The 26,020-nt window shown below is 38.7% G+C and carries 24 protein-coding genes and 1 riboswitch; of the genes, 6 read left to right on the top strand and 18 right to left on the bottom strand.

The genetic code is table 11. From position 1 onward, the window contains the following. Positions 1-8: 8 nt before the first annotated feature. The 7 genes from AC1MGI_RS07160 to AC1MGI_RS07130 form a co-directional block, all read right to left on the bottom strand. Complete coding sequence (locus tag AC1MGI_RS07160) at positions 9-776, bottom strand: DeoR/GlpR family DNA-binding transcription regulator (protein WP_480349088.1); 768 nt, start codon at positions 774-776, stop codon at positions 9-11. Beyond that, positions 773-1,777, bottom strand: a complete 1,005-nt coding sequence (locus AC1MGI_RS07155; protein WP_480349087.1) for an ABC transporter ATP-binding protein — start codon at positions 1,775-1,777, stop codon at positions 773-775. Before AC1MGI_RS07155 ends, AC1MGI_RS07160 begins: the two co-directional genes overlap by 4 nt. Further along, positions 1,774-2,553 (bottom strand): ABC transporter permease, encoded by a 780-nt coding sequence (locus tag AC1MGI_RS07150; protein ID WP_480349086.1) that lies wholly within the window; start codon positions 2,551-2,553, stop codon positions 1,774-1,776. Before AC1MGI_RS07150 ends, AC1MGI_RS07155 begins: the two co-directional genes overlap by 4 nt. Next, on the bottom strand, positions 2,550-3,386 hold the full coding sequence (locus tag AC1MGI_RS07145; RefSeq protein ID WP_480349085.1) for an ABC transporter permease: 837 nt from the start codon (positions 3,384-3,386) through the stop codon (positions 2,550-2,552). Before AC1MGI_RS07145 ends, AC1MGI_RS07150 begins: the two co-directional genes overlap by 4 nt. 20 nt (positions 3,387-3,406) lie before the next feature. Beyond that, positions 3,407-4,231 carry an alkaline phosphatase family protein gene (locus AC1MGI_RS07140; RefSeq protein WP_480349084.1) on the bottom strand — a complete coding sequence of 275 codons (825 nt, stop codon included), beginning with the start codon at positions 4,229-4,231 and terminating at the stop codon, positions 3,407-3,409. Further along, on the bottom strand, positions 4,221-5,330 hold the full coding sequence (locus tag AC1MGI_RS07135) for an ABC transporter substrate-binding protein (protein ID WP_480349083.1): 1,110 nt from the start codon (positions 5,328-5,330) through the stop codon (positions 4,221-4,223). Before AC1MGI_RS07135 ends, AC1MGI_RS07140 begins: the two co-directional genes overlap by 11 nt. 341 nt (positions 5,331-5,671) lie before the next feature. Then, positions 5,672-5,944 carry a phage holin gene (locus tag AC1MGI_RS07130; RefSeq protein WP_480349082.1) on the bottom strand — a complete coding sequence of 91 codons (273 nt, stop codon included), beginning with the start codon at positions 5,942-5,944 and terminating at the stop codon, positions 5,672-5,674. 659 nt (positions 5,945-6,603) lie between these two features. Here AC1MGI_RS07130 and AC1MGI_RS07125 point away from each other — a divergent pair. Beyond that, complete coding sequence (locus AC1MGI_RS07125) at positions 6,604-7,815, top strand: ROK family transcriptional regulator (RefSeq protein WP_480349081.1); 1,212 nt, start codon at positions 6,604-6,606, stop codon at positions 7,813-7,815. A gap of 185 nt (positions 7,816-8,000) precedes the next feature. On the opposite strand, the gene AC1MGI_RS07120 is transcribed toward AC1MGI_RS07125, so the two are convergent. The 6 genes from AC1MGI_RS07120 to AC1MGI_RS07095 all read right to left on the bottom strand — a co-directional run bounded on the left by AC1MGI_RS07120 (position 8,001) and on the right by AC1MGI_RS07095 (position 17,483). Next, the gene (locus AC1MGI_RS07120; protein WP_480349080.1) at positions 8,001-9,092 is read right to left on the bottom strand and encodes a M24 family metallopeptidase; all 1,092 of its coding nucleotides are present in this window, start codon (positions 9,090-9,092) and stop codon (positions 8,001-8,003) included. A gap of 12 nt (positions 9,093-9,104) precedes the next feature. Next, positions 9,105-10,097 carry a UDP-glucose 4-epimerase GalE gene (gene galE / locus AC1MGI_RS07115; RefSeq protein ID WP_480349079.1) on the bottom strand — a complete coding sequence of 331 codons (993 nt, stop codon included), beginning with the start codon at positions 10,095-10,097 and terminating at the stop codon, positions 9,105-9,107. A gap of 3 nt (positions 10,098-10,100) precedes the next feature. Continuing rightward, positions 10,101-11,288, bottom strand: coding sequence for a galactokinase (locus AC1MGI_RS07110; RefSeq protein WP_480349078.1), 1,188 nt, complete (start codon positions 11,286-11,288; stop codon positions 10,101-10,103). Between the two features lie 77 nt (positions 11,289-11,365). Continuing rightward, a complete protein-coding gene (galT, locus tag AC1MGI_RS07105) occupies positions 11,366-12,865 on the bottom strand; it encodes a UDP-glucose--hexose-1-phosphate uridylyltransferase (RefSeq protein ID WP_480349077.1) in 1,500 nt (499 codons plus the stop codon). A 298-nt stretch (positions 12,866-13,163) separates the two neighbouring features. Beyond that, a complete protein-coding gene (lacZ, locus tag AC1MGI_RS07100; RefSeq protein WP_480349076.1) occupies positions 13,164-16,280 on the bottom strand; it encodes a beta-galactosidase, LacZ type in 3,117 nt (1,038 codons plus the stop codon). 201 nt (positions 16,281-16,481) lie between these two features. Continuing rightward, positions 16,482-17,483, bottom strand: a complete 1,002-nt coding sequence (locus tag AC1MGI_RS07095; RefSeq protein WP_480349075.1) for a LacI family DNA-binding transcriptional regulator — start codon at positions 17,481-17,483, stop codon at positions 16,482-16,484. 306 nt (positions 17,484-17,789) lie between these two features. On the opposite strand from AC1MGI_RS07095, the gene AC1MGI_RS07090 reads away from it, so the two are divergent. The 5 genes from AC1MGI_RS07090 (at position 17,790) to AC1MGI_RS07070 (ending at position 22,614) form a co-directional block, all read left to right on the top strand. Next, the gene (locus AC1MGI_RS07090; protein WP_480349073.1) at positions 17,790-18,893 is read left to right on the top strand and encodes an amidohydrolase/deacetylase family metallohydrolase; all 1,104 of its coding nucleotides are present in this window, start codon (positions 17,790-17,792) and stop codon (positions 18,891-18,893) included. Further along, a complete protein-coding gene (locus AC1MGI_RS07085; RefSeq protein ID WP_480349072.1) occupies positions 18,871-19,983 on the top strand; it encodes a DgaE family pyridoxal phosphate-dependent ammonia lyase in 1,113 nt (370 codons plus the stop codon). The genes AC1MGI_RS07090 and AC1MGI_RS07085 overlap by 23 nt, the downstream gene beginning before the upstream one ends. Then, entirely contained in the window at positions 19,980-20,735 is a 756-nt protein-coding gene (gene dagF / locus AC1MGI_RS07080; protein ID WP_480349071.1) for a 2-dehydro-3-deoxy-phosphogluconate aldolase, read from the top strand. The genes AC1MGI_RS07085 and dagF overlap by 4 nt, the downstream gene beginning before the upstream one ends. Continuing rightward, positions 20,728-21,741: a sugar kinase gene (locus tag AC1MGI_RS07075; RefSeq protein ID WP_480349070.1), complete on the top strand. Its 1,014-nt coding sequence runs from the start codon at positions 20,728-20,730 to the stop codon at positions 21,739-21,741. Before dagF ends, AC1MGI_RS07075 begins: the two co-directional genes overlap by 8 nt. A 150-nt stretch (positions 21,742-21,891) precedes the next feature. Further along, the gene (locus tag AC1MGI_RS07070; RefSeq protein WP_480349069.1) at positions 21,892-22,614 is read left to right on the top strand and encodes a GntR family transcriptional regulator; all 723 of its coding nucleotides are present in this window, start codon (positions 21,892-21,894) and stop codon (positions 22,612-22,614) included. Positions 22,615-22,833: 219 nt separating this feature from the next. Here the strand turns inward: AC1MGI_RS07070 and AC1MGI_RS07065 are convergent, their stop codons facing one another. From AC1MGI_RS07065 to AC1MGI_RS07045, 5 genes are all read right to left on the bottom strand, one after another. Then, positions 22,834-22,974, bottom strand: coding sequence for a hypothetical protein (locus tag AC1MGI_RS07065; RefSeq protein WP_480349068.1), 141 nt, complete (start codon positions 22,972-22,974; stop codon positions 22,834-22,836). A gap of 121 nt (positions 22,975-23,095) precedes the next feature. Continuing rightward, positions 23,096-23,596, bottom strand: coding sequence for a riboflavin kinase (locus AC1MGI_RS07060; RefSeq protein WP_480349067.1), 501 nt, complete (start codon positions 23,594-23,596; stop codon positions 23,096-23,098). A 289-nt stretch (positions 23,597-23,885) separates the two neighbouring features. Then, a riboswitch (SAM riboswitch) is annotated at positions 23,886-23,991 on the bottom strand. A gap of 317 nt (positions 23,992-24,308) precedes the next feature. After that, positions 24,309-24,518 (bottom strand): gamma-type small acid-soluble spore protein, encoded by a 210-nt coding sequence (locus tag AC1MGI_RS07055; RefSeq protein ID WP_480349066.1) that lies wholly within the window; start codon positions 24,516-24,518, stop codon positions 24,309-24,311. A gap of 127 nt (positions 24,519-24,645) precedes the next feature. Continuing rightward, positions 24,646-25,203 (bottom strand): DUF5381 family protein, encoded by a 558-nt coding sequence (locus tag AC1MGI_RS07050; protein ID WP_480349065.1) that lies wholly within the window; start codon positions 25,201-25,203, stop codon positions 24,646-24,648. Between the two features lie 20 nt (positions 25,204-25,223). Beyond that, positions 25,224-26,018 carry a hypothetical protein gene (locus tag AC1MGI_RS07045; protein WP_480349064.1) on the bottom strand — a complete coding sequence of 265 codons (795 nt, stop codon included), beginning with the start codon at positions 26,016-26,018 and terminating at the stop codon, positions 25,224-25,226. Positions 26,019-26,020 lie beyond the last annotated feature (2 nt).

Raw genomic sequence — 26,020 nt, 5'->3', positions numbered from 1 at the left:
CGACTCCTCTATGCTATAGTCCATTTAGTAAACCATTTTTTCCACTCTTCCTGACAAGGTTGATCACTTATCACTTCATCGAATTGACTAGCCTGTCCGAATGAAAAGAAAGACGAAACGCCTATTTTCGATGAATCCGCAAGCAAGATATTCTTTTTACTGCAAGCCATCATTTTCGCGGAAACAAGTGACTCATCTAAGTCATAATCATAGATCATATCCGCCACGATTCCTCCACAGGAAATAAATGCTTGATCCACATGGATATGATTAAGCCACTCAAGTGTCATAGCACCCGAAACAGAAGATTGTGCTGGGTTCGTCACCCCACCTAACAGAATGACCTTTCCTGTCATCCGTTTCTCTTCAATCGCTTGATTAAAACGATCGGCTGCTTTAATCGAATTCGTTACAACAGTTAAGTTTTTCACATTTTGAATAAAATCCGCTATATGAACGGTTGTCGTTCCAACATCAATTGCGATCGTATCACCATCTTTAATGCGTGAGGTCGCCTCTATTGCAATTCGTTCTTTTTCTGCACGATTCATATCAAGCTTTTGTAAAAAAACTTGTTCTTCTTCTATCTTTGTATATAAAACAGCTCCACCATGCACTCTCGTTACCTGTTCCTGTTCTTCTAACTCGGTCAGATCTCGGCGAATCGTTTCTGGCGTAACCGAAAACTTCGACGCCAGTTTTCCGACAGATACACGTTTCTCCTCATTCACCCATTGAATAATTAAACGCTGGCGTTCTTCCTTTAATTCATTCATGATAAAGCAATAACATCCTTTGGTTCTACGAATAATTGATATTCCATGCCTTTTTCAAATACAGGCGCTTGATGATGCAATTGTTCCATCGTAAATTGCTGATAGTCTACATGAAAAGTTGTCCTAATCACATTTCCATTCATAAGAGAATCGCCAGCCATGGCACGTAATTCGTAAGCAGAGGATTGAGATTGTACATGAATGGATTCTGGACGAATGGCATATTTTTCTGCAGACACTGTCGCATTTTTCCCTATTAATTTTCCTAGTTGTTCTTTTGAAAAAACATTGTATCGACCAATAAAGTTGGCAACAAATTCAGTTTTAGGCTGTGTATAAATTTCAGAAGGTGTTCCTTCTTGTGCAATTTTCCCTTGATTCATAACGAAAATTCGATCAGAAACGGTCATTGCTTCTTCTTGATCGTGTGTCACGAGAATCATGGTCATTTTCAGCTCACGTTGAATCGTTCGAAGTTCAGCTTGTAGGTGTTTTCGAATTTGAGCATCCAGTGCACTTAATGGTTCATCGAGCAACAGTACTTTTGGACGAACAACCAGGGAACGAGCAAGCGCAACCCGCTGTTGCTGACCACCGGAAAGCTCATGTGGATAGGACCCTTTTTTCTCATGTAAACCAACGAGATTGATCATTTTCTCTACTTGTTCTGTAACTTCTTTTGCTGGTTTTTTGCGCATTTTTAAACCGAATGCTACATTTTCATACACGGTCATATTCGGAAATAAGGCGTAGGATTGAAACACCATACCTACTTGCCGATTTTTCGGGGAGACTTTCTTCATATCTTTCCCATCGATCAGCACATTGCCGCCCGTTGCATCTGTCAGTCCGGATAAAATACGGAGGATCGTACTTTTCCCGCAGCCACTCGGTCCAAGTAACGTGACAAACTCCCCGTCTTCAATGTTCATGTCAATCCCAGAAAGAACATCTACATCTTGATATTGTTTATGAACGTCTTTTAATACAACATTACTCATGTGCGTCTCATTCCCTTCGCCTTTTTCGTTAATGTCGCCATCACTAGCGTCAGAATACCCATCAACACGATATATACGAATACAATCGCACTCGCAATATGACCACTTGTACTTAATTTCGCCATTAAATAAATTTGAACCGTTTCAAATTGAGAACCAACAACGAGGTTAATCAAAACAAATTCACCAAATAAAACAGAGAAGGATAATAAGCTTGAGACAAATAATCCTGGATAAACCGATGGTAGCAACACTTTACGGAAAGCATCCATTTTTGAGGCGCCTAATAACTCCGCTGCATCCATCAATTGCCGACCTTGCACATTACGTAAGCTATTTCGTGTTCCTTGGTACATAAACGGAAGCACACTAATGACATATACTCCCATCACAGCGAGGATCATTGGTAGGCTCGTCCCTGAATAAAATCGAATGATACCAACTGATAAAATAATACCTGGAAAGGCATATACCATCACAACACTTGCCTGAAACCACTTTTCCAATGATGGGAAATATAATACAATCACGAAAATGGCTGGCACAATAAACAAAATCGAGATGAAAACAGCACCACCTGAAAGAAGAACAGACCTGCCGAATGCTTCGATAAAGCGAGCATCTTGAAATAGTGTCCGAATCCATTCGAACGTTAATCCTTCTGGTAAAATGGTTTTATTCCATTCCGTTGAAAATGCATACAACGCAGTCGCAAGAATCGGTAAAGCTAAATAGATACCGATTAGGATAAGTATGACGATTGTAAATTTCTTCATCGTTTCGACAAATCCTTTCTCGTTTTCTTAATAAGCCATTCACTCAGTAACATCCCAATAATCATAATTACACCAAGTAAGACAGCGATAGCACTCGCTAATTCTGGTTGTGCAAAGATGTCCCCTGAAATAAGTGATCCAATACGAATGGCTGCTAAGTTATAATTACTTCCAGTTAAGGCATATGCCGAAGCATACGCACCCATGGCGTTTGCGAATAAAATCGTAAATGTACCTGCAATACCAGGAAGTAAAATGGGCAGGCCGATTTTTCTCCAAAACATTAACGGTGAAGCACCTAATAACGCAGCGGCATCTTTCCATTGTTGCTGAATTCCATAATAAATTGGATAGAGAAGCATGATCGAAAGCGGGAGTTGAAAGTAGATATAAATGAGCAATAGCCCTGACCAGCTATAAAGAGAAAAAGATAAATCCCAGCCAAATGAATCAAGTGCTAATGTAAATAGACCACTATTTCCCAGCAACACGATAAACGCAAATGCAAGCGGTACACCAGAGAAATTAGATGTTAAATTCGATAAAATTAATAACTTTTCTCGTACTGGTTCGGAAAAATTCGTCATCGCGTATACGCCTAACAACGAAACGATTAACGCGATGAACGCTGACACGACAGACAAAGCGAAACTGTTTTTAAACCCTTGTAAAATATAAGAACTAGATAACGCTTCCTGATAATGTTCGAACGTAAACCCATCACTATTTGAAAAACTACTAATTAACATATGAATAAGCGGTACGAGAAAAAAGAACGTCATCAACAAAGCGAATGGTACTAATATGAGCAATACGCCTTTTTTTCCAGACATGTTCATGATGTCTCCCTTCCTTAGTCGACTAGGCCAGGTATGAGTAGAGGGACCATCGCTTCTGATGGATTGATTCCGAGTAAATGACAAGCAAGTGGAGCCATTTGCAGCTGTGAAACAATCTGATCTTGAACAATCGGCTTTATTTTTTTAGAAGCAATAAATAATGGAACATGGCGATCATCTGTTGTATTCCCACCGTGATTCCCATCAAACGTCATCCCATGGTCAGCTGTTACGATGATGTCGTAACCAAGATCCATCCATTTTGGCAAGGTAAGAGCCAATAGGGCATCTGTAGCTAAAACACGATTTCGATATTGCACAGAATCAGCTGAAAATTTATGGCCATCATCATCTACATTCATCGGGTGAATATAGAGAAAATCTGGGTTCTTTTCAGAAACAAGCCACTGTGCTTCAGCGAATAAGTGACTATCAGGATAATGATCTTCAAAATAAAACAGGCCATTTTCAATCGGTGCATCTTTGTCTAGTTGAATTCGATCGACACCGTGACGAAATGGCGCATGATTATACAGTTCACTTACCCAATAATAAGCCGCTGCAGCTGTTGTCTTCCCACTGCGTCTAGCTAGATGAAACAAACTTTCTTGCGTCGATAATCGAACGACTCCATTGCCGACTATTCCATGGACTAAAGGGGGTGTTCCAGTTAAAATGGTTTCGTAAAGTGGCCTGGATAATGAAGGCACTTCCGATTTCACCTCATAACGAGCGACCTTTCCTTGTTCAACAAGATGTTGCATAAATCCCATATGTGAACACGCCGTATCAAAACGAAGCGCGTCCACAACGATCATAATTAAACGATTATTTGACATGGATTAACACCTGCTCTTGCCACATTTGAGGGATCTTTTTCGTAGTTTCTTCCCAAGCTTTTTGATCGCCAACAGGCTGTGCACTTTTATACATACTATCCGATAATAAAAGGGATTTAACTTCTTCTGGTAACTTCACATTTTCGCGAATTGGGCGTGCATACCCTTTTGCTAAATTTTCTTGTCCTGCATCGGAAAGAATGTATTCACGAGCTAACATAGCAGCATGCGGGTTCTTCGAATATTTGTTAATGACCGTTGCATAGCCAGATGTTACAGATGCCTCTTCAGGAATCGTTATGTCGAAACGCTTTGCATCAATTTGCTCACGATAGCCTAGTGCATTAAAATCCCAAAGTAAAGCAACATCAATTTCACCTTTTTCTAAGTTAGCAACACTTGGATCGCCAGCCGATAAACGACCTTGTTTCGCCAATTCTGCAAAGAAATCAATACCCGGTTGAATATTCTTTTCGTCTCCACCGAAAGCATACGCAGCTGCTAATATAGCAAATTGTGCTTGGTTTGCTGTTAACGCATCACCAATACTAACTGTGTAATTGCCATTTTTTAAATCGTCCCATGATTTCGGGGCATTTTTTACATTATTCTTGTCTGAAATAAAGGCCATCGTACCTGTATAACCAACAACCCAGTCTCCATTATCATCTTTGGCCCATTTTGGAATGTCATCCCAATGAGATGTTTTATAAGATAGTGTTAAGTTTTGCTCCTCTGCAATCGGCCCAAAGGCAATTCCAACATCACCAATGTCAGCTGTTGCATCTTTTTTTTCTGCTGCAAATTTAGCTAACTCCTCTGCACTGGACATATCTGTATCCGAATGTTTTAATTTATATGTTGTTCCTAATTCACTCCAAGTTTCACCCCAGTTTGCCCACGTATCTGGCATCCCAACTGAATTAACTTCGCCCTCTTTTTTTGCCTTTTCTTCTATTTGAGTCAATGTCAAATCGTTATAATCAGGTTCTTTTCCTGCGCTAGATCCTTTAGTAGTATCATTTGATGAACATGCCGCTAACATTGATATAGCCATTGCACCGATTATTCCTTTTTTCCAATTACGATTCCAAGACATTGTTTTGCCCTCCTGAAAATGTTTGTTTTTGTTTTGTATTACACTATGAATATACAAAACAAATATTAAGCAAAAACCACTCTCACACTAAGACTGTGTAAATTTCACTTTACAGAACATTTACATCCAACATAGATTCCTAAAAAAATACGTGTCAAACTTATCATGTAATTGATATGATAAGTTTGACACGCACTAACATTTATACGCTTCACTTCAATTAAATGTCGATCCATTAAAACTGGCACTCTATCACTACATTAAAGCGATGGTTTTTAATGTAGCTATGTTGAAAACGAAGTGAATTTTCGGCAAAAATCTTGTTTAACAGCTACAACATATTACTGAGGCTGGTCGTATTGTTTTGCCCTCTCACTATCGTTTATTCCTTTCGTAGTTGGATCAATCACACTACCAATACCAAAGAAAGTAATGGCGATAAAGTTGACAATCCCCAACAATCCATTCATCGCATCTTCAGTAATAGAAAAACCAATAGGTTGAATATACGTGTTAATAAATGCGGCAATCATTTGCACAAGAATTAAGACCCCAGGTATAAATACTGTAAAAATAAAGGTTGGATTTTTAAAACGTACTTTCCAGTTAATCATGTTGTCACCTCCTATTATGCAAATCATGGGGGAGCTTAACTTATGAGAAGCAAATTGATTTGCTGTTGGTTTTGAAAGAAACACAACTTGCTTCAAATTGTATTTGTTCCATCTCTTAGGATAAAATCTCTCCCTTCTTAATAGTTTATGTAGCTTGTCTTATTCCGCTAAGGCTAATGATGGATAAATCATCTACATTATATGCTTGTTTAGAGTTCGCTCTGTAATCACACTGAAACTTGTTTGTGCGAATTCTACATTTATCCCGCATTAACTGGCAGTAAGACCCCACTGATTGAAGTTTCGCTTTACTGAACGAATAACTAATTGTTTATTCTGGCGCTCAAACCTCCTTTCCGGATCGTAATATCCCTATTCTTGCTCACACTTTTCGTAGAGTATTGGCCCCCAAACTGATAATTTCTTTTCTATGATGTTAATTTTGCTCTGTGCTTCCTTTTATTTAGTCTTAATCTGATGAAATACTAAAATCTTACGTAATAAAGAAGAATTTCTATCAATTTCTTTTCCTTTTCAATAGTTCCGTTCTAGTGCCGCTAATACCCCGCTCCGCTTCGATAGCTCCTTTTTGCCGTTTACAGCATTATAGTTTATAATTATATTTAATTAACTATAAATCCCAGACGAGGGGCGAGGAAATGGAACCCAACATTGTAACAGGAAGCTTCCAATTAATGAAGTCTTTAAATAGATCCGTCATATTGAATACGATTCGTAAAAAAGGGGCCATTTCGAGAGCCGATATTGCAAAAACAACAAAGCTCACTCCTCCGACCGTAAGCAATCTTGTGAAAGAGCTACTTGAAACGGAAATGATCATTGAAACGTCTTTAGGTGCATCAAGTGGAGGCAGAAAACCGACACTACTCACGTTGAACAGTGACATGTTTCATGTTATAGGCCTCGATATAGGTTCCCATCATCTCAAAATTATACTGACCGACATAAATGGCAGAATGCGAAAAAAACAAATTCATCCTATTCCGGACTCCATCACAAATGAAGGCCTGCTTGATTTAATGATTACGTCCATTTATACCATCCAAAAGAATGAACAAATAGATCGTGACAAGATCATCGGGATTGGAATTGGAATGCATGGGATTGTTGATGTTGACCAAGGGGTTTCCATTTTTGCCCCCAATTTAAAATTAAAAAATATCCGTGTTAAAGAAGTCCTAGAAAAAGAATTTCAGATGGTCGTTCAAATTGAAAATGATGCAAGGGCCATGAGCCTTGGGGAACTTTGGTTTGGAAATGGTCATGGGGATGACAGTATTGTCTGTATAAATGTCGGTAGAGGAATTGGTGCTGGAATCATTATCAACGGTCATGTGTTCAGAGGCGAACACTATATTAGCGGCGAAATCGGCCATATGGCCATTGATCTTAATGGTCCAAAATGCACATGTGGCACTTATGGGTGCTTACAAACATTCGCTTCCGGTCCCGCAATTGTTGAAAGACTTCAAAAAGAATTGAAACTTGGAGAATCTAGTATCCTTAAAAACAAGGAAGATGAAATCACCGGTGAAGTCATTTATCAGGCTGCATTAGCGGGAGACCCATTAAGCAAGAATATTTTAAATACAGCTGGACGTTATCTTGGTGTAGGAGTCACGAATTTAATCCATATCGTAAATCCAAAGCGAATTGTAATTAGCGGAGGGGTTTCAAATGCCAAGGAATTTATTCTTGAAAGCGTAAAGGAGACGATTGAACAGCGTGCACTGACCGATTCAGCGAAACAGACAGAGGTCATCATTTCAAAATTTGGAGCAGACGCCACTGTTATGGGTGCGATTGCATTAATCCTTGCCGAATTGTTTGCAACCCCAGGAAACGCTTAACACCTCATATTCTCTTTTTGAGTAGTACCATCATTAAGCTACGCTATATGAAAGGGGTGTCTCAAACCAAAGGATCAGACCCCGCAATAACTAAATCCAGTACAAGTTTAGTGTATAAAACACTACAAACTGATTTAGAGTGCGAGGTCAGACCCTTATGAGACACCTTTTTCATTTGATATGATTTAGCGTACTAGAATATCTGGGCGTACATACGTTTTCCCATTGTGGTTCACCCTTAAATATACCCACTCCCCCGTGTCAGTGAGGTACTCATTTTCTTCCTTACCGACAAGGAAGGTATCCTCGGATTTAATGCCACGGATGGCTGGATTCCAAGCAAATGCCTGGTTTTCCAGAACCGTTCCCTCTGCATCCGGAGTTGCAAGGAATTCCCGGCTCGCATAGCCAGTTGGTCCGCCTTGATGCAGGAAGCGCCAATCTTCGCCATACCCTACTTCCTCATACTTCGCAAACGCTGTCTTTAATACATCCTTGACAGCGGCTCCAGGTCTTGTAGCTGCATTCATCGCCACATCAATCTGAACTAGCTTTTTCTTGTTTTCATTGATTTCTGCAGGCAATTCGCCAAAATGAACGAAACGAGTAACGTTTGCGACGAGTCCCCATTTTTCCGCACAAAGAACAATCATTGCATAATTCGCTAATTTTTTGTCTGTTGGAATCGGGTGGCGGTATTTAAATACTCGTTCGTCAGTTGATACGAGAATGAGTTGGGGGTTAATTCCCTCTTTGATAACTTTTGCTGCAAGATGGGCCTGGATCTCAAACTCTGTCCACCCAGGTTGAATTTCACGGCATGTCGACTCAACCGCCATCGCTGCCTGCTTGGAAAGCCAGCGGTATCGATCGATCTCATCACTAGTAAGCGTGTATCGGAGACTAGTGAGCTCATGTCCGAAGTCTAGGAAGTCTCCAATCGGTACATCGCTGGCGATTTTTTTCCCTTCAGTTAGTCCTTGTACAATGGAATCCTGATTTTCATACCATTCTAGAGTAATAAATTCATAGCCAAGTCCTAAAAGCTCCTCGTCATGAATTCGTGCTGATTCCATTTTGGAAGTAATGCAGTATTTTTTATCAGCAAAAATTAGTAAATCAGCCACACCGTTTTCTGTTGTATTGACAATATGATTGTCCTTTCCACCAGTGATCCAAGCAAAATTGCTTCGTTTTCGAAAAAAAACGCCGTCAATCTTGTTCCCTTTAATAAAGTGTTCCACTTTCTCAAGCGGTGTTGCAATCCCCATTTCCATTTTCCTCCCCCTCTACTTATTATCTTCGTAACCGTTGGGATTGGCCTGATGCCACTTCCAAGCAGTTTCTATAATGGTTTCCAAGTCGTTGAACCTCGACTTCCAGCCTAAGACAGACTGTGCTTTTTTTGAAGATGCAATCAATACAGCTGGATCACCTGCACGCCTTGGGCTTACCGACTCTGGGATTGGATGTCCTGTCACGTTCCGAGCCGTCTCAATGACTTCTTTTACAGAAAAACCCTTTCCATTTCCAAGGTTGAATACTTCACTCGCCTCACTGTTACGTAAATGCTGAAGGGCAAGCCAGTGTGCATTCGCGAGATCCATCACATGGATGTAATCTCGGATACAGGTTCCATCTTCAGTAGGGTAGTCCACCCCAAAAATACCGATTGACTCCCGCTCGCCTAAGGCAACTTGAAGAATGATCGGGATTAAATGGCTCTCAGGTTGATGGTCTTCCCCAATCTTTCCGTCCGGATCGGCACCTGCCGCATTAAAATAGCGCAGAGAAATAGACTTTAACCCATACGCACCATCACACCATCTGAACATTTTCTCCATTGCCAGTTTAGTTTCACCGTATGGACTCGTCGGATCGGTCGTATCCGTTTCCTTAATCGGAATCTGTTTTGGCTCTCCATATGTAGCAGCAGTAGATGAAAACACGATTTTCTTGACACCATGCAAAAGCATAGTGGATACAAGTGTATGGGAAGCAATTAAGTTATTTTCATAATAATCTAATGGATGTGAGACACTCTCCCCAACTAACGAACTTGCTGCAAAGTGAATAACTGCTTCAATTTCATGACTTTCAAAAACATGGTTTAGAAAGCTACGATCACGGAGATCGCCTTGATAAAATTGGCCTCCTACAACGGATTGTTCATGGCCAGTTCTCAGGCTGTCAACGACAATCACTTCTTCACCCTGATTCAAAAGCTCTAATACCGTGTGGCTACCAATATAACCCGCTCCACCAGTTACTAAAATCGCCATCCTCTATTCCTCCTCAACGATTTCTTTTGTACCGTCACTAATTTCACATATATAAAAAGTCGGCTTGATTCCTGTTTTAGCTGTATAACTACTTGCTACCATCTCTGTAAATGATGTGACAGCTTCATCCTTCACAAGGCTAACATTGCAACCTCCAAAACCAGCCCCCGTCATTCTTGTGCCGATACAGCCTTCGACTTTTGCAGCTTCTTCATACAAAGTATCTAACTCGATTCCTGTCACTTCATATAAATCACGCAAAGATTCATGGGATTGCTTCATTAGTTTTCCAAACAAATCAAGGTCGTTTTTCTCAAGTGCTTCCATTGCAGAAATAACCCGCTCATTTTCCGTGACTACATGCTCGACTCGACGACGAATGACTTCATCTTTGACAATATGCTGAATCCTTTTCCAATCATCAACGCTCATATCTCCTAATGACTGAACATGAAGTAATTCTTGTTGGATGATTTTCAGCCCTTCTTCACATTCGCTCCTGCGCTCATTATATTTTGAATCAGCTAGACCTCTTCGCTTGTTCGTATTAATGATGACAAGCTTGTAGCCATCAATTCTTACAGGAACATACTCATATTCAAGCGTATCGCACTTCAACTTAATCGCATGCTTTCTTTTGCCCATCCCTACAGCAAACTGATCCATAATTCCGCAGTTGACACCAACAAAGCGATTTTCCGCACGCTGCCCAAGCTTTACAAGCTCCACCATCGGAATCTCCATTCCCGCAAGTTTACTCAAGGAAAGCGCTGTCACTAGTTCGATAGAAGCAGAAGATGATAGCCCCGCTCCATTTGGAATATTCCCATAAAACAGTATATTTGCCCCTGTATAACAACTAGCATTCTCTGAACCAGCGATTTCAAGTAGCTCCTTCAGAACCCCCTTTGGATAGTTCGCCCAGTCATCTTCTTTTATATAGGTTATATCTGAGACATGACAGCTCACATCTAATTCGAAGTTGGCAGACCGAAAATGGTATATTCCATCATTGCGAGGACTTACCATAGCCCAAGTTCCAAATGTCAGCGCAGCCGGGAAAACATACCCTCCATTATAATCAGTATGTTCTCCAATTAAATTCACACGACCTGGAGCAAAGTACACGCGTAATTCATCTTCTTTTCCGTACTCTTGATAAAATAAATCTTTTAATTGATTTACATCCATTCCTGCTGCTCCTCCCTGTTTGCAAAAAGCAAAATATAGTAGACTTCATGTGTTATATGAAATACTCAATCTATTTTCTAAAGTGAATATAAGAATTTTATAAAAGCCTGTTTTCCTTCTGCTGTCGTTTTAAACACGCCGGCATCTTCCAAAATGCGTTGAAACTTATTTCCCACTTCTTTTTGAAGAATTTCCATTACATTTTCTTTCGCTACACTGTCTAATTTTTGACACATATCCTTGTACCAGTCCCAGTGTTTTACCAACGTTGGATCCCATTTTTCCTTCTGTATCGGCTTCACAAGGTATTCGGCTATTTGTTCCAATTCCGTTGCCAGCCTCCCCGGTAGCACAGCAAGTCCCATCACTTCAATCAACCCAATATTTTCCCTTTTAATATGGTGGAGGTCTCGATGTGGATGGAATATTCCATCGGGATACTCCTCTGTTGTGCGATTATTCCTTAAGACCATGTCCATTTCATATAAATCGCCCCGTCTACGAGCTATAGGCGTTACCGTGTTGTGTAAAGTGTTTCCTGTGTATACAACAATATCAACTTCTGGATCAGCATACTTTTTCCAACTCTCATAAATATGCTCACAAGCATTCGCCACATCTTCCTTAGCCCCTTGGACACGGATAACTGACATCGGCCAATTCACGATCCCAATCCTTGTAGATGGATATGCATCGAGAGAGATCGTTTCTATCATTTCCGCTCTTTCGACCGCAAATGTGTATCGACCCCCTTGAAAATGGTCATGCGATAAAATAGAACCACCGACAATTGGGAGATCAGCATTAGAACCAATGAAGTAATGCGGAAACTGATCAACAAAGTCTAGAAGACGATCAAATGTGGCTCTAGATATTTTCATAGGTGTATGTTCTTGCCTAAAAATAATACTATGTTCGTTGTAATAAACATATGGAGAATATTGAAATCTCCATTCCTCATTATTTAAGACGATCGGGATTGTTCTATGCGTTGCTCTTGCAGGATGCCTAAGAGTACCTTTATACCCCTCATTTTCAATACATAAAAGACAAGTTGGATATGAAGAAGAAGGAGCTTCCTTCAATTTCGCAATTTCTTTCGGATCCTTTTCTGGCTTTGATAGATTGATCGTTATATCAATATCACCGTAAGGCGTAGTTGCTTTCCACTCTTTATTTCTAGCAATCCGGTCCGATCGAATATAGTTAGAAGCAGTCGACATTTTATAGAAATAGTTAGTCGCATGTTCTGGATTGTCCTCATAACGATTTTTAAATAGTCGAATAACCTCTGAAGGACGCGGCATCAGACAATTCATGATTTCTGTGTCAAGGATATCCCGTTCAGTTACCGTGTTTGCTGCAAGACCACCATGATCATACGCCCAATCAAGAATACTGCCCAGAATTTCTGCTAAAGACGGTAGAGGATTTGTATGTTCATATTCTTGCCACTCATCCAGCCCTAAAAGAGAAAGAACACGATTTCTAATATAAATTGAATCGTCTAACCCAAACAGTTCATTCGTATAGCCGTACTCCAGTAAATTTTGGATATCTTGATAAATATCTTTCATTATTATTGACACCTCGATTTAAGTACTTTTGGTTGAATCTACAACGGGTAGTCGACGTTACAAAGGATACTTCTTACATGTTTCGAAACTTAATTAAATTAATTAACTATGTTAACACCATATTATACCTTTTGAATAACTTTTACAATATTTAATATATAAAAACTATTCAAAACGAAGGGTCAGACCCACATCTACTATTTACCGATTATACGACGTGTATATGACACGATAAACGGTGTAGTGTGAGGTCAAACCCTTTCTCCTCTCCTTCTTGCCTATTGTTAATACCCTTCTTTTATTTACGTTTTTTACTTATCACTAAAGGTGAATGGGCATTTTGATTATATGGTTGAATCGTAAATGCAAATTGGAAATCCTCGTTCCCAAGTCGATATTGTTCTTGAACATCTTCGCCACAGCTTGCCGAACCTAAGCCATATTGCTGTTTATCAATGTGTAAGGTGATATAAGGTTGCTTCACTAGATCATAGGTGTGTTTTGCCATTTCTAGCTGTTCAACCGTATAATAGCTTGCTGAGAAATCGAAAGAATCACCTGAAACGAGCATACTTTGACCGTTCTCTTGTGAAAAACTCGCCCATTTATTTTGGTGGCGGTTCCCATTTTCTTGTGGGAAAATATACGGTGTATACAAAACATCGATTGTTGATGACCAAACACCCATCCTTGCGGCTAACCTACTATCCACATAAGCTTCATTCGGCCCTAAGCCATACCATTGAACAGCATCGAATGTGTTCTCTACGATCATCTCTACTCCAATTCGCGGAAGAGTTGTAGGACCATTTCCAGAGGTTATCCCTTTGATATCGATTAAAACACTGCCATCAGCTCGAATTGTGTATTCATACGTTACATCAAATCCCCACGCAATGACTGGAGGAGCTAATTTCGCCTTGCAGGAAATAATTACAGTTTGAAGATCTTCTTGTATCATAATTTCCGTCTGTTTCATGCGGTGTTGTATCGCATGAACACCATATTCCTTCCACTGTTTAGCAACTGGCTTCGCATGAAATTCTTCAGAACCTAATAAATCATTATCAATAGGCGCTCGCCAAAAGTTTAATCTTGGCCCTTTATGCAACATTAACTGTCCATCATAGTAATAGTCTTCTATGCGACCATTTTGCTTATTGAAAGTTACTTTGAAATTAGGACCTACTATGTTTGTTTTTGATGGTTCTTCAACTACATGTAATTGGCCTGCAGGTTGTTGTTCAGTAGCTACAAACCGAGAGATTGGAAGCTCGTGCTGTGACCATGCGACAGTATGACCTGAAGCCGCCCATTGTGTAGTATCTTTCATCGTCCAAACGATATTTAACCAGTAATCTGTATTTTCTCGCACGATACTAGGTATTTGAATCGGCAACTCTACCACTCTTGTAGAATTTGCAGGGATCTCTGGTACTTCGACAATCCCACTTTCTATAATAGTTCCATCTGCTTCTATAGACCACTGACATTGCAATTTTGATAAACCAGAAAAATCATAACGATTTTGCACCTGGATGGTCTTTTCTTCAAAATTGAAATTTGTTACCACAACTGGTTCAATTACTTTTTTATACTCTGCCAATGCTGGTGAAGGTTTGCGATCGGGTCGAATTAATCCGTCGATAACAAAATTGCCATCATGCGGCGTCTCTCCAAAGTCTCCACCATAGGCAAAATATTCTTCACCCTCTGGAGTATATTGTCTTAATCCATGATCGACCCATTCCCAAACAAAACCACCCTGTAATCGATCATATGCATAGAACGTTTCCCAATATTCTTTAAGGCCGCCTGGACCATTGCCCATTGCATGTGCATACTCACATAAAATATGAGGTTTCTTCAAATCGGTCAATTCACCAATGACTTTCATTTGCTCAATGGATGTATACATGGAGGTGTGAACGTCAGATGCAATCGGATCCTTCGTTGGTACGAAATCATCCTCATACAATATTTCTCTCGTCTCCCCTTCATAATGGACCAATCTAGAAGGATCTCTTCTCTTTGCCCATTCATACATGGCAATATGATTTCGTCCAAAGCCAGACTCATTCCCTAATGACCACATAATAATCGACGGATGGTTTTTATCCCGTTCAACCATTCTTTCCATTCTATCAACATAAGCATCTTGCCAGTTTAGATCATCACTTAATAAATGTGGTTTGCCTATTCGGGTTAGCCCGTGGCATTCAAGATCTGTTTCATCAATCACATAAAATCCAAAAGTATCACATAGCTCGTAAAAACGTGGATCATTTGGATAATGGGCTGTCCGAACGGCATTAATATTATGCTGTTTCATTAATGTTAAATCTTCAATCATCGAGCTTACTGGTACTGCGCGACCAAAGTCTGGATGAGCATCATGTCGATTCACCCCTTTAAACATGATTGCAACACCATTCACTAATAATTGGCCGCCCTTTATTTCAACATTTCTAAATCCGCACTTTTGTGGAATCACTTCAACTATTTCACCTGTTGGGTTCAATAATGTGATCACTACATCATATAAGAAAGGAGTTTCTGCATTCCATTGCTTCACACCCGCAATATGAATAGTTCCTGTCACACCTTGACTGTCTATGCTTTGTTGGTATTCGGCTATAATAGCACCGTTCTCCTGTATTTCCACTGCTACTTGGTGTCCTTCATACTCTCCTGACAAAGCGAGTTCAAAATCAAATCGGCCATCTTTGAAATCATTTTCTAAAGAGCTATTCACAAACACATCTTGTATATGAGTAGCTGGTTTTGACACAATATAGACATCTCTAAATATGCCACTTAACCACCACATATCTTGATCCTCAATATAGGATGATTCCGTCCATTGGTAGACTCGAACTGAAATTCTATTTTCTCCTGCTTTAACAAAATCCGTAATATCAAATTCAGAAGGAAGACGGCTACCTTGGCTATACCCAACTAGATGTCCATTAATCCATACATGGAAAGAACTATCGACACCTTCAAACATCAAATGTAACTTTTCCGACAATGCTTCTTTCGCTAAATAAAACGTCCTTTCGTATGCCCCAGTCGGATTTTCAGACGGAATATAAGGAGGCTCTACCGGAAATGGATACTGTACATTTGTATAATGAGGCTTACCATAACCATTCAATTGCCAATGAGATGGAACAGTGATCGATCCCCAATGATCCGTGCTATACTCCTCTTTGTAAAAATCACTCGGTGATTCCAGTGGTGAGTTTGCATAATGAAACTTCCAATTGCCATTTAATAATAAAAACCCCTGTGAATCTCCTCTCTCATAGGAGAGTGCAGTCGGTTTGTTTTTATAGCTAAAAAAGGAGGCTCTTGGTTTTAGTCGATTCCTTTGTAATACTTCTAAGTTTTCCCAATCATTTTGTAAAGTCATTGTGATTATACCCCTTCTACATTTCATTATCCTTTAACTGATCTGCGATAAAAGCACCAGTAATGTTGTATATTTAATGGTCACGTGACCATAATATCCAAAAAGAAATCCATTTGAACATTTTCGGTCCTAATCTGCTCAATTAGATAACTTCCTAGTAATATTCAAAATATAAGCTGAAATGAAACCGTTGTCAATGGTTTAAACTTTTTTTACAGACTCCCTTTCTATTAAAGTGACTTCAGCTTCTATAAATGACTCAACCTTCCCTTCGTTGTGAAGTTGATCTAATAATTGTTGAACGAGCTTTCTGCCAATTTCCCTTTTTGGGATATTCATAGTTGTTAATGTTGGTGTGACGATATTAGCTAATTCAATATTATCAACACCGATAACGGATATGTCCTCCGGAACTTTCTTTCCACTCTCAATGATGGCTCGCATGGCGCCCGCCGCTAACAAATCATTCGATGCAGCTACGGCGGTAAATGATTGTCCATTATCCAATAACGACTTGATCCCAGCATATCCTGTCGTCAATGTATCTTCATACATTTCGATAAATTTTTTATAATAGTCCTTGATTGGCAAATGATGTTCCCTCATTGCACTTTCATATCCTTCGTACCTAGCTTTTCCAAATTCATTATCAAAATAATGGCCTAAAAAAATAATTTCTTTATGTCCATTTCGGATTAAATGCTCGACAGACTGCTTCATCACTTTTTTCAAATCTACAAATACATGAGGTATGTCTGTTTCTAGAAAACGGTCCAAATATAGGGACAGTGGCATGTTGAGCGCATTTTTATCAAAATTCATAATTGAACTTAATTCATACGATGCAAGTAAAATCATGCCATCATAAGGACCTTCTAATACTTGTTTCAAATAATCCTTTCTTTCCTTCGTAATATTATATAACGATAAGGAATATCCTCTTTCTAATGCCATTTCTTCTATCCCAACAAACATTTCCGTAAAAAAGGAATTCGTAATAGATGGTGTTATACAAGCAATTTGTTTATAAGACTTCATCCGTAAATTTTGTGCTGCTCGATTGGGTATATAATTCAATTCAGCAATTGCTGCCTCCACTCTTTCTCTAGCTTCAGCCGCAACATATCCATTATTATTAATGACGCGCGACACGGTTGACGGCGAAACGCCCGCTTTTTGTGCAACTTCTCTCCTTGTAATCATTTGATCTCCTTTCTAACACGCTTTACTTTGTATATTCTTTGTAACCTTTATGAGTTCACTATGATTAAACCATAAAAAGATGATAGGTTCCTCTTTTTTGACCAGTTTTATAATAAATTTAGTGTGATCTGATCTTACAATCGTTGTTTGAAAATATGGATCAACATTTTCCACTTTTATAACAAGACATTATAACGTTATATTGACCAATGTAGAAACATGTGATACTCTCAGTTTTGATTAGAGTGAAATTTCGGTTATTGACAAACACACAGGCACTAAGTCTCTTCGAACAAGGAGGTAAAAATGACAATTACGATCGTATTAAGAAATGTAAAAACAGTAGAAGGTACCGCTGTTGATATTCTGTTAAAAAATAAAAAGATTGTAGACATTGTCCCTCCTGGCACTGGAATTGGTGAAAACATCATTGATTATCAGCACAAAGTATTTATCTCTAGTGGTTGGATTGATATGCATGTGCATGCCTTTCCAGAATTTGACCCATACGGCGATGTTATCGATGAAGTGGGCTATAAAACAGGTGTAACGACAATTATTGATGCTGGTAGTACTGGTGCTGATCGTTTTCCTGACTTAGTAGATAGTTGTATAAGCGCAAAAACAAATGTATTCGCTTTCTTAAATATCTCACAAATTGGTTTGCAGCGCATCGATGAGTTAGCAAATCTTAATTGGCTAAACGAAGAAAAATTAAAAAAGACCATTGTTGAATATAAGAATTTTATCATTGGACTTAAAGCGAGGATCAGCAATAGTGTGGTCGGCTCAAATGGGATAAAGCCTTTAAAGATCGCTCGGAAATTCTCCTCAGATACAGGATTACCGCTAATGGTACATATCGGCTCAGGACCGCCGGATATGAATGAAATTCTTGACTTGCTTGAGAAAAAAGACATTATAACTCATTACTTAAATGGAAAAGCCAATAATTTATTTGATCAAGCAGGACAGCCGCTTCCTAAGTTACTTCAAGCAATTGAACGCGGCGTTCACTTAGATGTTGGCCATGGGACAGCTAGCTTCTCTTTTAAAACAGCAGAAATAGCAAAACAAGGCAATATCCCCTTTGATACGATTAGTACGGATATTTACCGAAATAATCGTCTAAATGGACCCGTTTATAATATGGCAAATGTATTAACGAAATTTTTATATTTAGGATATTCACTAACAGAAGTAGTTGATGCTGTTACTATCCATGCGGCTGAGTGGCTAAATAAACCTGAATTAGGAAGAATTTCGGTAGGCGATATTGCAAATCTCACAATATTCAGCGTTGAAGATGAATCAATATCATTAATCGATTCTGAAGGTGCAGTAAGAGAAGCGAAACAAAAAATCGATGTAAAGGGAGTCGTCATAAATGGAGAATTCATTGAATGCTAAATACGGTTTAAAAAGAGTGATCAATGCAAGCGGAAGAATGAGTATCTTAGGTGTTTCCGCACCTACAGATACTGTAATGAACGCCATGAAGACAGGCGGGCAAAATTATGTTGAAATTGCGGACCTTGTCGACAAAGCAGGTCAACATATCGCTCGGTTACTTCAGTCTGAAGCAGCGGTTGTTGTAAACTCTGCATCAAGTGGTATCGCTCTTTCCATAGCCGCGATTGTAACAGAAGGAAACCGCCGAAAAAGCGAAAAACTCCATCAAGAATCAATCCCTAGAAATGAAATCATTATGTTTAAAGGCCATAACGTACAATACGGCGCACCGGTAGAAACGATGGTTTACCTTGGCGGTGGTAAATTAGTTGAAGTCGGTTATGCAAATGAAGGCAAAAGAGAGCATATTGCCGCTGCTATTAGTGAAAATACTGCAGCTATTTTATATGTAAAATCCCACCATACAGTGCAAAAAAATATGATTTCAGTTGAAGAAGCTTGGGAAGTTGCCAAAGCGAATCATATTCCATTAATTGTCGATGCGGCTGCAGAAGAAGATTTGCAAAAGTATGTACAAGTATCTGATTTAGCTATATATAGCGGCTCAAAATCGATTGAAGGACCAAGTTCCGGAATCGTTGCTGGTAAACAGAAATATATCGAATGGCTTAAGGTGCAATTACATGGCATTGGCAGAAGTATGAAAGTCGGCAAAGAAACAACATTTGGACTATTGCAGGCAGTAGATGAGTATTTTGTCAAAACTGATCATAGTGAACAAGAAAAAGCTAGTTTACAAGTTCTTACATCACTAGAATCGATCAGTGGTGTAAAGGTATCCATTGTACAAGATGAGGCAGGGCGTGCCATCTACAGAGCTCGAATCCTGATTGATTCGGATCTTGCGCATACAACTGCAAAAGAAGTAAACGATCGGCTGAGAAATGGAGAATTAATCGCAATTTATACCCGTGATTACGGGGTTCGCCAAGGATTTTTTGATATTGATCCACGCCCATTACAAGGTGATGATATATACGTGATTGAAGCCCGATTGCGAGCTATTTTAGGAGGTAATGAACAATGACCAATATTAACAAACGTTTTTATCGAAATCGAGTAGCTTTGAACGTACTAGCAAATAGTATCGAAAATGCAGTAGAAGTTTTCCAGGCCGCAGAAGGTCATGTTTTAATTGGTGTTCTATCCAAAGACTACCCTTCTGTAGATACTGCAGTGGTAGACATGAAAGCATATGGAAAAGCGATAGATGAAGCGGTTTCGATTGGTTTAGGCGCTGGCGATAATCGGCAGGCAGCAGTAGTTTCTGAGATTGCTAAACATTATCCAGGCAGTCACATTAATCAAGTGTTTCCAGCTGTAGCTGCTACACAGGCTAATTTAGGAGAAAAAGAGAGTTGGATCAATTCGCTTGTATCGCCAACAGGTCAAGTCGGCTACGTGAATATTTCTACCGGTCCTAACAGTGCTATGGCCGATGATTTGGCAATTGTTCCTGTCAAAGCCGCCATTGCTTTAGTTCGCGATATGGGTGGAAATGCTTTGAAATACTTCCCGATGAAAGGGTTAGAGCATGAAGAAGAGTTCCGTGCAGTAGCGAAAGCCTGCGGTGAAGAGGGCTTTGCTTTGGAACCAACTGGTGGCATTGATTTACATAATTTCGAGAAAATACTGGAAATTGCTTTAGAAGCAAACGTACCGAAAATTATTCCACATGTGTACTCTTCAATTATTAATAAAGAAACTGGTAAGACAAATGAGGAAGATGTACGAACATTATTAACCATCACAAAAGAATTGGTTCAAAAACATGCCTAAGAAAATAGTTGCATTTGGAGAAGTAATGATGCGATTGCAAGTGGCAGGATACGAATTACTGCAACAAGCTAACACGTTACACTATTCATTCTCAGGCACGGGAGTTAACGTTGCTGCAGCAATGACAAAGCTTGGTCATGATGGCTATCTTGTGACGAAATTACCGACTAATCCATTAGGTGATGCAGCCATCACTCACTTGCAACGCTTAGGAATTGCACGAAATTTTATCTCTAGAGGTGGCAACTACCTTGGCATGTATTTTTTAGAAAATGGCTTCGGAAATCGTGCCAGTCGTGTCACCTATACGAATCGATTGGAAAGCAGTTTTAATACCGCTTCATTATTGGACTATGATCTGGAAGCAATCGCTGAGAAAGCAGAGATCGTTCACTTTTGCGGCATTACACTCTCAATGGGGAAAAATGTCCGCGAGAGTATGAAAGTACTTGCTAAAAAAGTGAAAGAAAAAGGTGGAATCGTTTGTTTTGATTGTAATTTTCGGCCTTTCTTATGGGACGGTGGATACAGCAAAGCCAAACCTCATTATGAAGACATGCTTGCTTTATCTGATATTGTCATGATGAATGAACAAGATACTATGAATATTTTAGGAATGAAGACAACGAAAACCTCAAGAGAGGAACAGCTTATCGACTTAGTTCCTAAAGTCGCAACAAACTTTGATATTCAAACAATAGCAGGAACACATCGAACGATTAATAGGGATAATACCCACTCTTTATTAGGTTATATGTACAAAGATCAAATGTTCCATTTCTCTGAACATCTATCCTTTTCCATATATGATAGAATTGGTGCTGGTGATGCCTATACTAGCGGGATTTTGCATGGAGAATTGTCTAATTTTTCACCGAAGGAAACCGTACAGTTTGCAGCCGCGGCTGGAATGTTAGCCTGCACAATTGTTGGGGATACACCTATGTCAACAGAAACAGAGATATTGTCATCCATTATGGGAACAATTGAAGATATCAAGAGATAAAGTGAAACTTCAATCAGTGGGGGTTTTTCTTATCCCCCACCTACGCTTCTTCGATTCCTCTAAGCCTTGAGGTGGGGGGCTTGACTTTCCGTTAATGCGGGATAAAGTAAAATTTCATACCAGGAAAATGACAGGAGACATGGAACAAGAGTGAATAGAAAAAAAGGACCGTTGTATTTACAAATCAAAGATATATTGAAAGATCGTATTTTACATGGGGTTTACGCAGTCAATACCTACATTCCCTCTGAGCCTCTACTAGAAGAAGAATTTAATGTGAGTAAAATTACTGTACGTAATGCAATTAAAGAGCTTGTTCAAGAAGGTTTGATTGAAAAGAAAAGCGGTAAAGGAACGAAGGTCATCACAAATGTTTCGAATGCGAAACTAGCAAAAGGTAAGCACTTTACAGAGTTATTAGTAGAGGAAGGTCATCAAATTATCAAAAAAGTGTTAAGTATAAAAAGGATTCAATTATCTACTGAATCTTCACTCTATCCTCTATTTGGTGAAAGTTGCCTTCAAATCGAGCGAATGTACCTTTTGGATGGTGAACCGTATATTCACTTCTCCCACTATATTTTACTGGACATAAGCGATGAAGAATTAAACGATGTTCAGATTAACTCTTTATATCGTTTTATGGAAAAAAACAATATTAAACTCGAAACATTTAGGGATGAGTTCACCGTTGCTATCGTACCTAGTCACATATGTGAATCATTGAAATTGGCAAAAGACACTGTAGCTTTAAAACGAATTCGACTTTCTCATGATGAAGAAGGGAATATTAAAGAATACAGTGAAGGGTACTATAATACAGCAAAACACAATTATATTGTGAGCTATAATGAGCGGAATTCATCGGTTTAACCTAATTAAGCGCTCATTATAGCTTTCTCCCCTGCTAAGGCTTGACAAGAACGAAATATTCTTGCTGTTCATGATTAGTTTTATAGAAGAAATAGATCAATGTAGTTGAGATTATTAACGAATTCGGCTTGCAAAATTAAAGACGAATACAGGTCGGGGTTTTCCCAATAGGATGTTTTCCCCCGAACACCTGTATCTTTTCAGCTTTAAATCCAAATTTTAAAGTCCACCATTCGACTCCATTTTATAAACGACTAGAAATTCGTGTAGTTTTTTTACAAGTCCACCATTTCCAAATCGAATTACTTTATCTTGCTTCTGCTCCGATTCTACTTCTTTGGCAAACTCCAAAAAGGACAACAGGTAAATTCTGCGTGAGAGAATATTAACAATGCCATACTCGTAAAACCAGTTATCAATCGTATTATAAATTCCTTTGTTTACCCCATATTGTAAATGGCACCAATTAAAAAATTGTAAATCAGGCAGATTCAGATATTTGCTTTTCTGTAGGGGTTTTCCTTTCTCCGTCCTTAAAAAGAGCCTCAAATTGTTTAAATTTCTCGATTGCACGATATCTGTCCTCCGTAATTTGTTTTTTTAATAAATCAATTGAGGCAAACCTTTGCTCCTCTCTGATTTTAAAAAGAAGTTGACACTTTATGAACTCTCCATATAAGTCATCGGAAAAGTCGAGAAGATGAACCTCAAATGTTTTTTTCAAGGTTGATCCAAATGTTGGTTTAACACCCACATTCATAATGCCCCGATATTGCTTTCCTTTTACAACCACATGTACGCCATACACCCCATTCGCTAACAAGACAGCATCTGCATCTACATTGGCTGTAGGAAAACCTAATTGCCGTCCCATTTTCCTACCATGCACCACTCTCCCACAAAGAGATTCAGCAATACCTTCCTTCTCTTCACCAAGCAAAATTGTGTCAAATTCGAATGGTATAACCTTATTGTTAATCATCCACTCATCCCCTTTTTCATTTGTAAATACAAAACCTGAGTGGCGTTAAAACGCCACCAGTTACTATGAAAGATCGATCATGAAGCACGCTACACTCGCCTCATCACAATGGTGGCGGTGCGGGGCCGGTATTTCGGATGCTTTCTCAATAATATGAGTATACCTGCTGAGTAAATTGGCTGTATTATTAAGTCGCGAAGACCCGTCCCCATGTCCTTTATACAAAAAAACTCTCCTTATCAAAGTGATAAGAAGAGTAGAATGTGCATTAATGTGCTACCATTGCCTCCTCTTATCTTTCGAACTATTCGTTCGCTGGAATTGGCACAGTACCCTAAAAAGAGCCTTTTGCCGAGATTTCATTGGACCAGTTCCTCCATCTCTCTTGATAAGAATCTATATATACGAAATTTTAAATCATATCGGATTACTAAGAATTATTATTATATTCAATATATATAATGTTCAGTTTCCTGTCAAGTACCTCCAATCTGTTTTTTCTGATATTTCATTCTAATAGGAACGGAATATGATATATGTTTAACGTGTATAAAAGATTGTCATTAAGGATTTACTAAGATCCTATGTTACAAGAACGAATTCTTTAAGGAGTATGACCAGGGGAAATTGTTACATAAGCTCGTACCTAAGACAAAAGAACCTGCCCCAAAATAGTCTATTTGAGGGCAGGTCTTATTAAATGGTGTAGTCTTTAGTTTTTTTCCATGGATTGCTGATTTTCCCTTTTAACTTCCTCAATATTGGTATCACTATAGACTTCTGTACCATGTCCACCCGTAGTTTTAGCCAGCAATTCTTTCACTTCATTATATGACATACCTGAACGTTCATTTTGTCTTTTTACTGCATCAATGTTTGTTCCCGCGACCGTAAATGTATCATGATGATTGTTGTTTTCCATTATAAAGAAACCTCCATTCCGTTTCCCTTAATTTCTCCTCAAAAGTTCCTTTTTAATCAGGGGCAAAAAGAGAAAAGGCCACCATACGGGGTTTGGAGGTTCATTCTGAAACAATAATCACAAAGTTTTAATCAATCTTCTGCTCCTGTCGCTCATATCTTACTTCCTTCAACAATACATTTAAATCGATTTTACGATCCCATACTTTTCTCGCGTTTTCTGTCATATATGGAAACATATATTGATCAACCATTACTTGATAATCCAGATCATCAATTAGATTATAAGTTGGAATCTTTAATTTTTTTTCATCAAATGTTTCAATAACAATATAATTGATCAAATTGAATGGATTTCTCACCAAATCGATATTACGAATATCGTTAATAAAAACCGTATCTTTTTTAGAAAATACCTTCCCATTTTCCCCTGGGATAATCGTTAATAGAATTTTCCACGGATTAAAACCAGGCAATGACCAGAGTATTAAGTATAGAAAAACAGGAGTGAGCATAATGCCTCCAAAGATATAGATTAAAGAATAATTCGAATTGAACTTAAAGCCCTGAATTATTAATACCAAACAGCTTATTATAGCAATTAAATAGGCTCCAGTTACCCACACATACATGCCTTTAGACCCTTTTATTTGAAGAAGTTCATTTTTTTCCTTTATATTGACCAAAAAGTGCCCCCCCCCCCCCCTTAAGCTAGGAATGTTTTATTATTTAACAATAGGTTGTTTATCGTTGACTCATTTACTCTTTGAAAACTTAAATCTAGATTTTGGTTCCTAGTCACCACCCAAAACTCCGTCTTTCCGGGAATAACAAAGGAAAGATCAATGAAGTCTGGGTTATTATTTGCGTCATATTGCAGACTAAGTATACTGTCCATTTTACCGTTTCTTCTTGATAAATCATCTAGCAACTCTACCATATTCGTATTTTCTGATTTCTTTACCCATTTCTGAATGGTTTTTTCGGTTAGATCATCCATTTGACTTACATCTTCTAACAACTCGTCAAACTCTTCACTTTTCAACGTAAAAAGCACATCACTCTCTGCTTTTAATGGGTTGAAAGCAAAAAATTCACTTACCATTGAAAACATGTTCTCTTTAGATAGCTTAGAAAGATAGTGAACTTGATGATCGTGTAATAACTTATGTAAATACACTTCACTATTTTTAAAATGAAAAGAGATACTGTCTTCTGCATGTAAACTAACATCAAATTTAGAAGCCTTTACTGTACTTTCTGCATCATTTAATATGTGGATAAATGAAGTATACTCTTCCTTTAGTTTATATTGGTTACTAACTTCCTCTACCATATCTTTTGCTAACAATGAGCGAGATGCAATTTCTAACATCAATTTCAACTCAGAATCATTCATAGCTGGAAAATAAGCTTCTTTAATCGAAATACCTTGTTCATATAACCCTTCGCTATAAAATGAAAAGATTAACTCTTCTATGCTTAATTGAATCGTCTTCATAG

The organism is Peribacillus sp. BM1 (assembly GCF_056679975.1).
The sequence above is the reverse complement of the archived record's forward strand: the minus strand, read 5'-3'. Positions and strand labels throughout refer to the sequence as shown.

Excerpts from the sequence above, each read along its gene's own strand:
- AC1MGI_RS07160 (WP_480349088.1), bottom strand. The coding sequence starts at position 776 with ATGAATGAATTAAAGGAAGAACGCCAGCGTTTAATTATTCAATGGGTG.
- AC1MGI_RS07155 (WP_480349087.1), bottom strand. The coding sequence starts at position 1,777 with ATGAGTAATGTTGTATTAAAAGACGTTCATAAACAATATCAAGATGTA.
- AC1MGI_RS07150 (WP_480349086.1), bottom strand. The coding sequence starts at position 2,553 with ATGAAGAAATTTACAATCGTCATACTTATCCTAATCGGTATCTATTTA.
- AC1MGI_RS07145 (WP_480349085.1), bottom strand. The coding sequence starts at position 3,386 with ATGTCTGGAAAAAAAGGCGTATTGCTCATATTAGTACCATTCGCTTTG.
- AC1MGI_RS07140 (WP_480349084.1), bottom strand. The coding sequence starts at position 4,231 with ATGTCAAATAATCGTTTAATTATGATCGTTGTGGACGCGCTTCGTTTT.
- AC1MGI_RS07135 (WP_480349083.1), bottom strand. The coding sequence starts at position 5,330 with ATGTCTTGGAATCGTAATTGGAAAAAAGGAATAATCGGTGCAATGGCT.
- AC1MGI_RS07130 (WP_480349082.1), bottom strand. The coding sequence starts at position 5,944 with ATGATTAACTGGAAAGTACGTTTTAAAAATCCAACCTTTATTTTTACA.
- AC1MGI_RS07125 (WP_480349081.1), top strand. The coding sequence starts at position 6,604 with ATGGAACCCAACATTGTAACAGGAAGCTTCCAATTAATGAAGTCTTTA.
- AC1MGI_RS07120 (WP_480349080.1), bottom strand. The coding sequence starts at position 9,092 with ATGGAAATGGGGATTGCAACACCGCTTGAGAAAGTGGAACACTTTATT.
- galE (WP_480349079.1), bottom strand. The coding sequence starts at position 10,097 with ATGGCGATTTTAGTAACTGGTGGAGCGGGTTATATTGGTAGCCACACG.
- AC1MGI_RS07110 (WP_480349078.1), bottom strand. The coding sequence starts at position 11,288 with ATGGATGTAAATCAATTAAAAGATTTATTTTATCAAGAGTACGGAAAA.
- galT (WP_480349077.1), bottom strand. The coding sequence starts at position 12,865 with ATGAAAGATATTTATCAAGATATCCAAAATTTACTGGAGTACGGCTAT.
- lacZ (WP_480349076.1), bottom strand. The coding sequence starts at position 16,280 with ATGACTTTACAAAATGATTGGGAAAACTTAGAAGTATTACAAAGGAAT.
- AC1MGI_RS07095 (WP_480349075.1), bottom strand. The coding sequence starts at position 17,483 with ATGATTACAAGGAGAGAAGTTGCACAAAAAGCGGGCGTTTCGCCGTCA.
- AC1MGI_RS07090 (WP_480349073.1), top strand. The coding sequence starts at position 17,790 with ATGACAATTACGATCGTATTAAGAAATGTAAAAACAGTAGAAGGTACC.
- AC1MGI_RS07085 (WP_480349072.1), top strand. The coding sequence starts at position 18,871 with ATGGAGAATTCATTGAATGCTAAATACGGTTTAAAAAGAGTGATCAAT.
- dagF (WP_480349071.1), top strand. The coding sequence starts at position 19,980 with ATGACCAATATTAACAAACGTTTTTATCGAAATCGAGTAGCTTTGAAC.
- AC1MGI_RS07075 (WP_480349070.1), top strand. The coding sequence starts at position 20,728 with ATGCCTAAGAAAATAGTTGCATTTGGAGAAGTAATGATGCGATTGCAA.
- AC1MGI_RS07060 (WP_480349067.1), bottom strand. The coding sequence starts at position 23,596 with ATGATTAACAATAAGGTTATACCATTCGAATTTGACACAATTTTGCTT.
- AC1MGI_RS07055 (WP_480349066.1), bottom strand. The coding sequence starts at position 24,518 with ATGGAAAACAACAATCATCATGATACATTTACGGTCGCGGGAACAAAC.
- AC1MGI_RS07045 (WP_480349064.1), bottom strand. The coding sequence starts at position 26,018 with ATGAAGACGATTCAATTAAGCATAGAAGAGTTAATCTTTTCATTTTAT.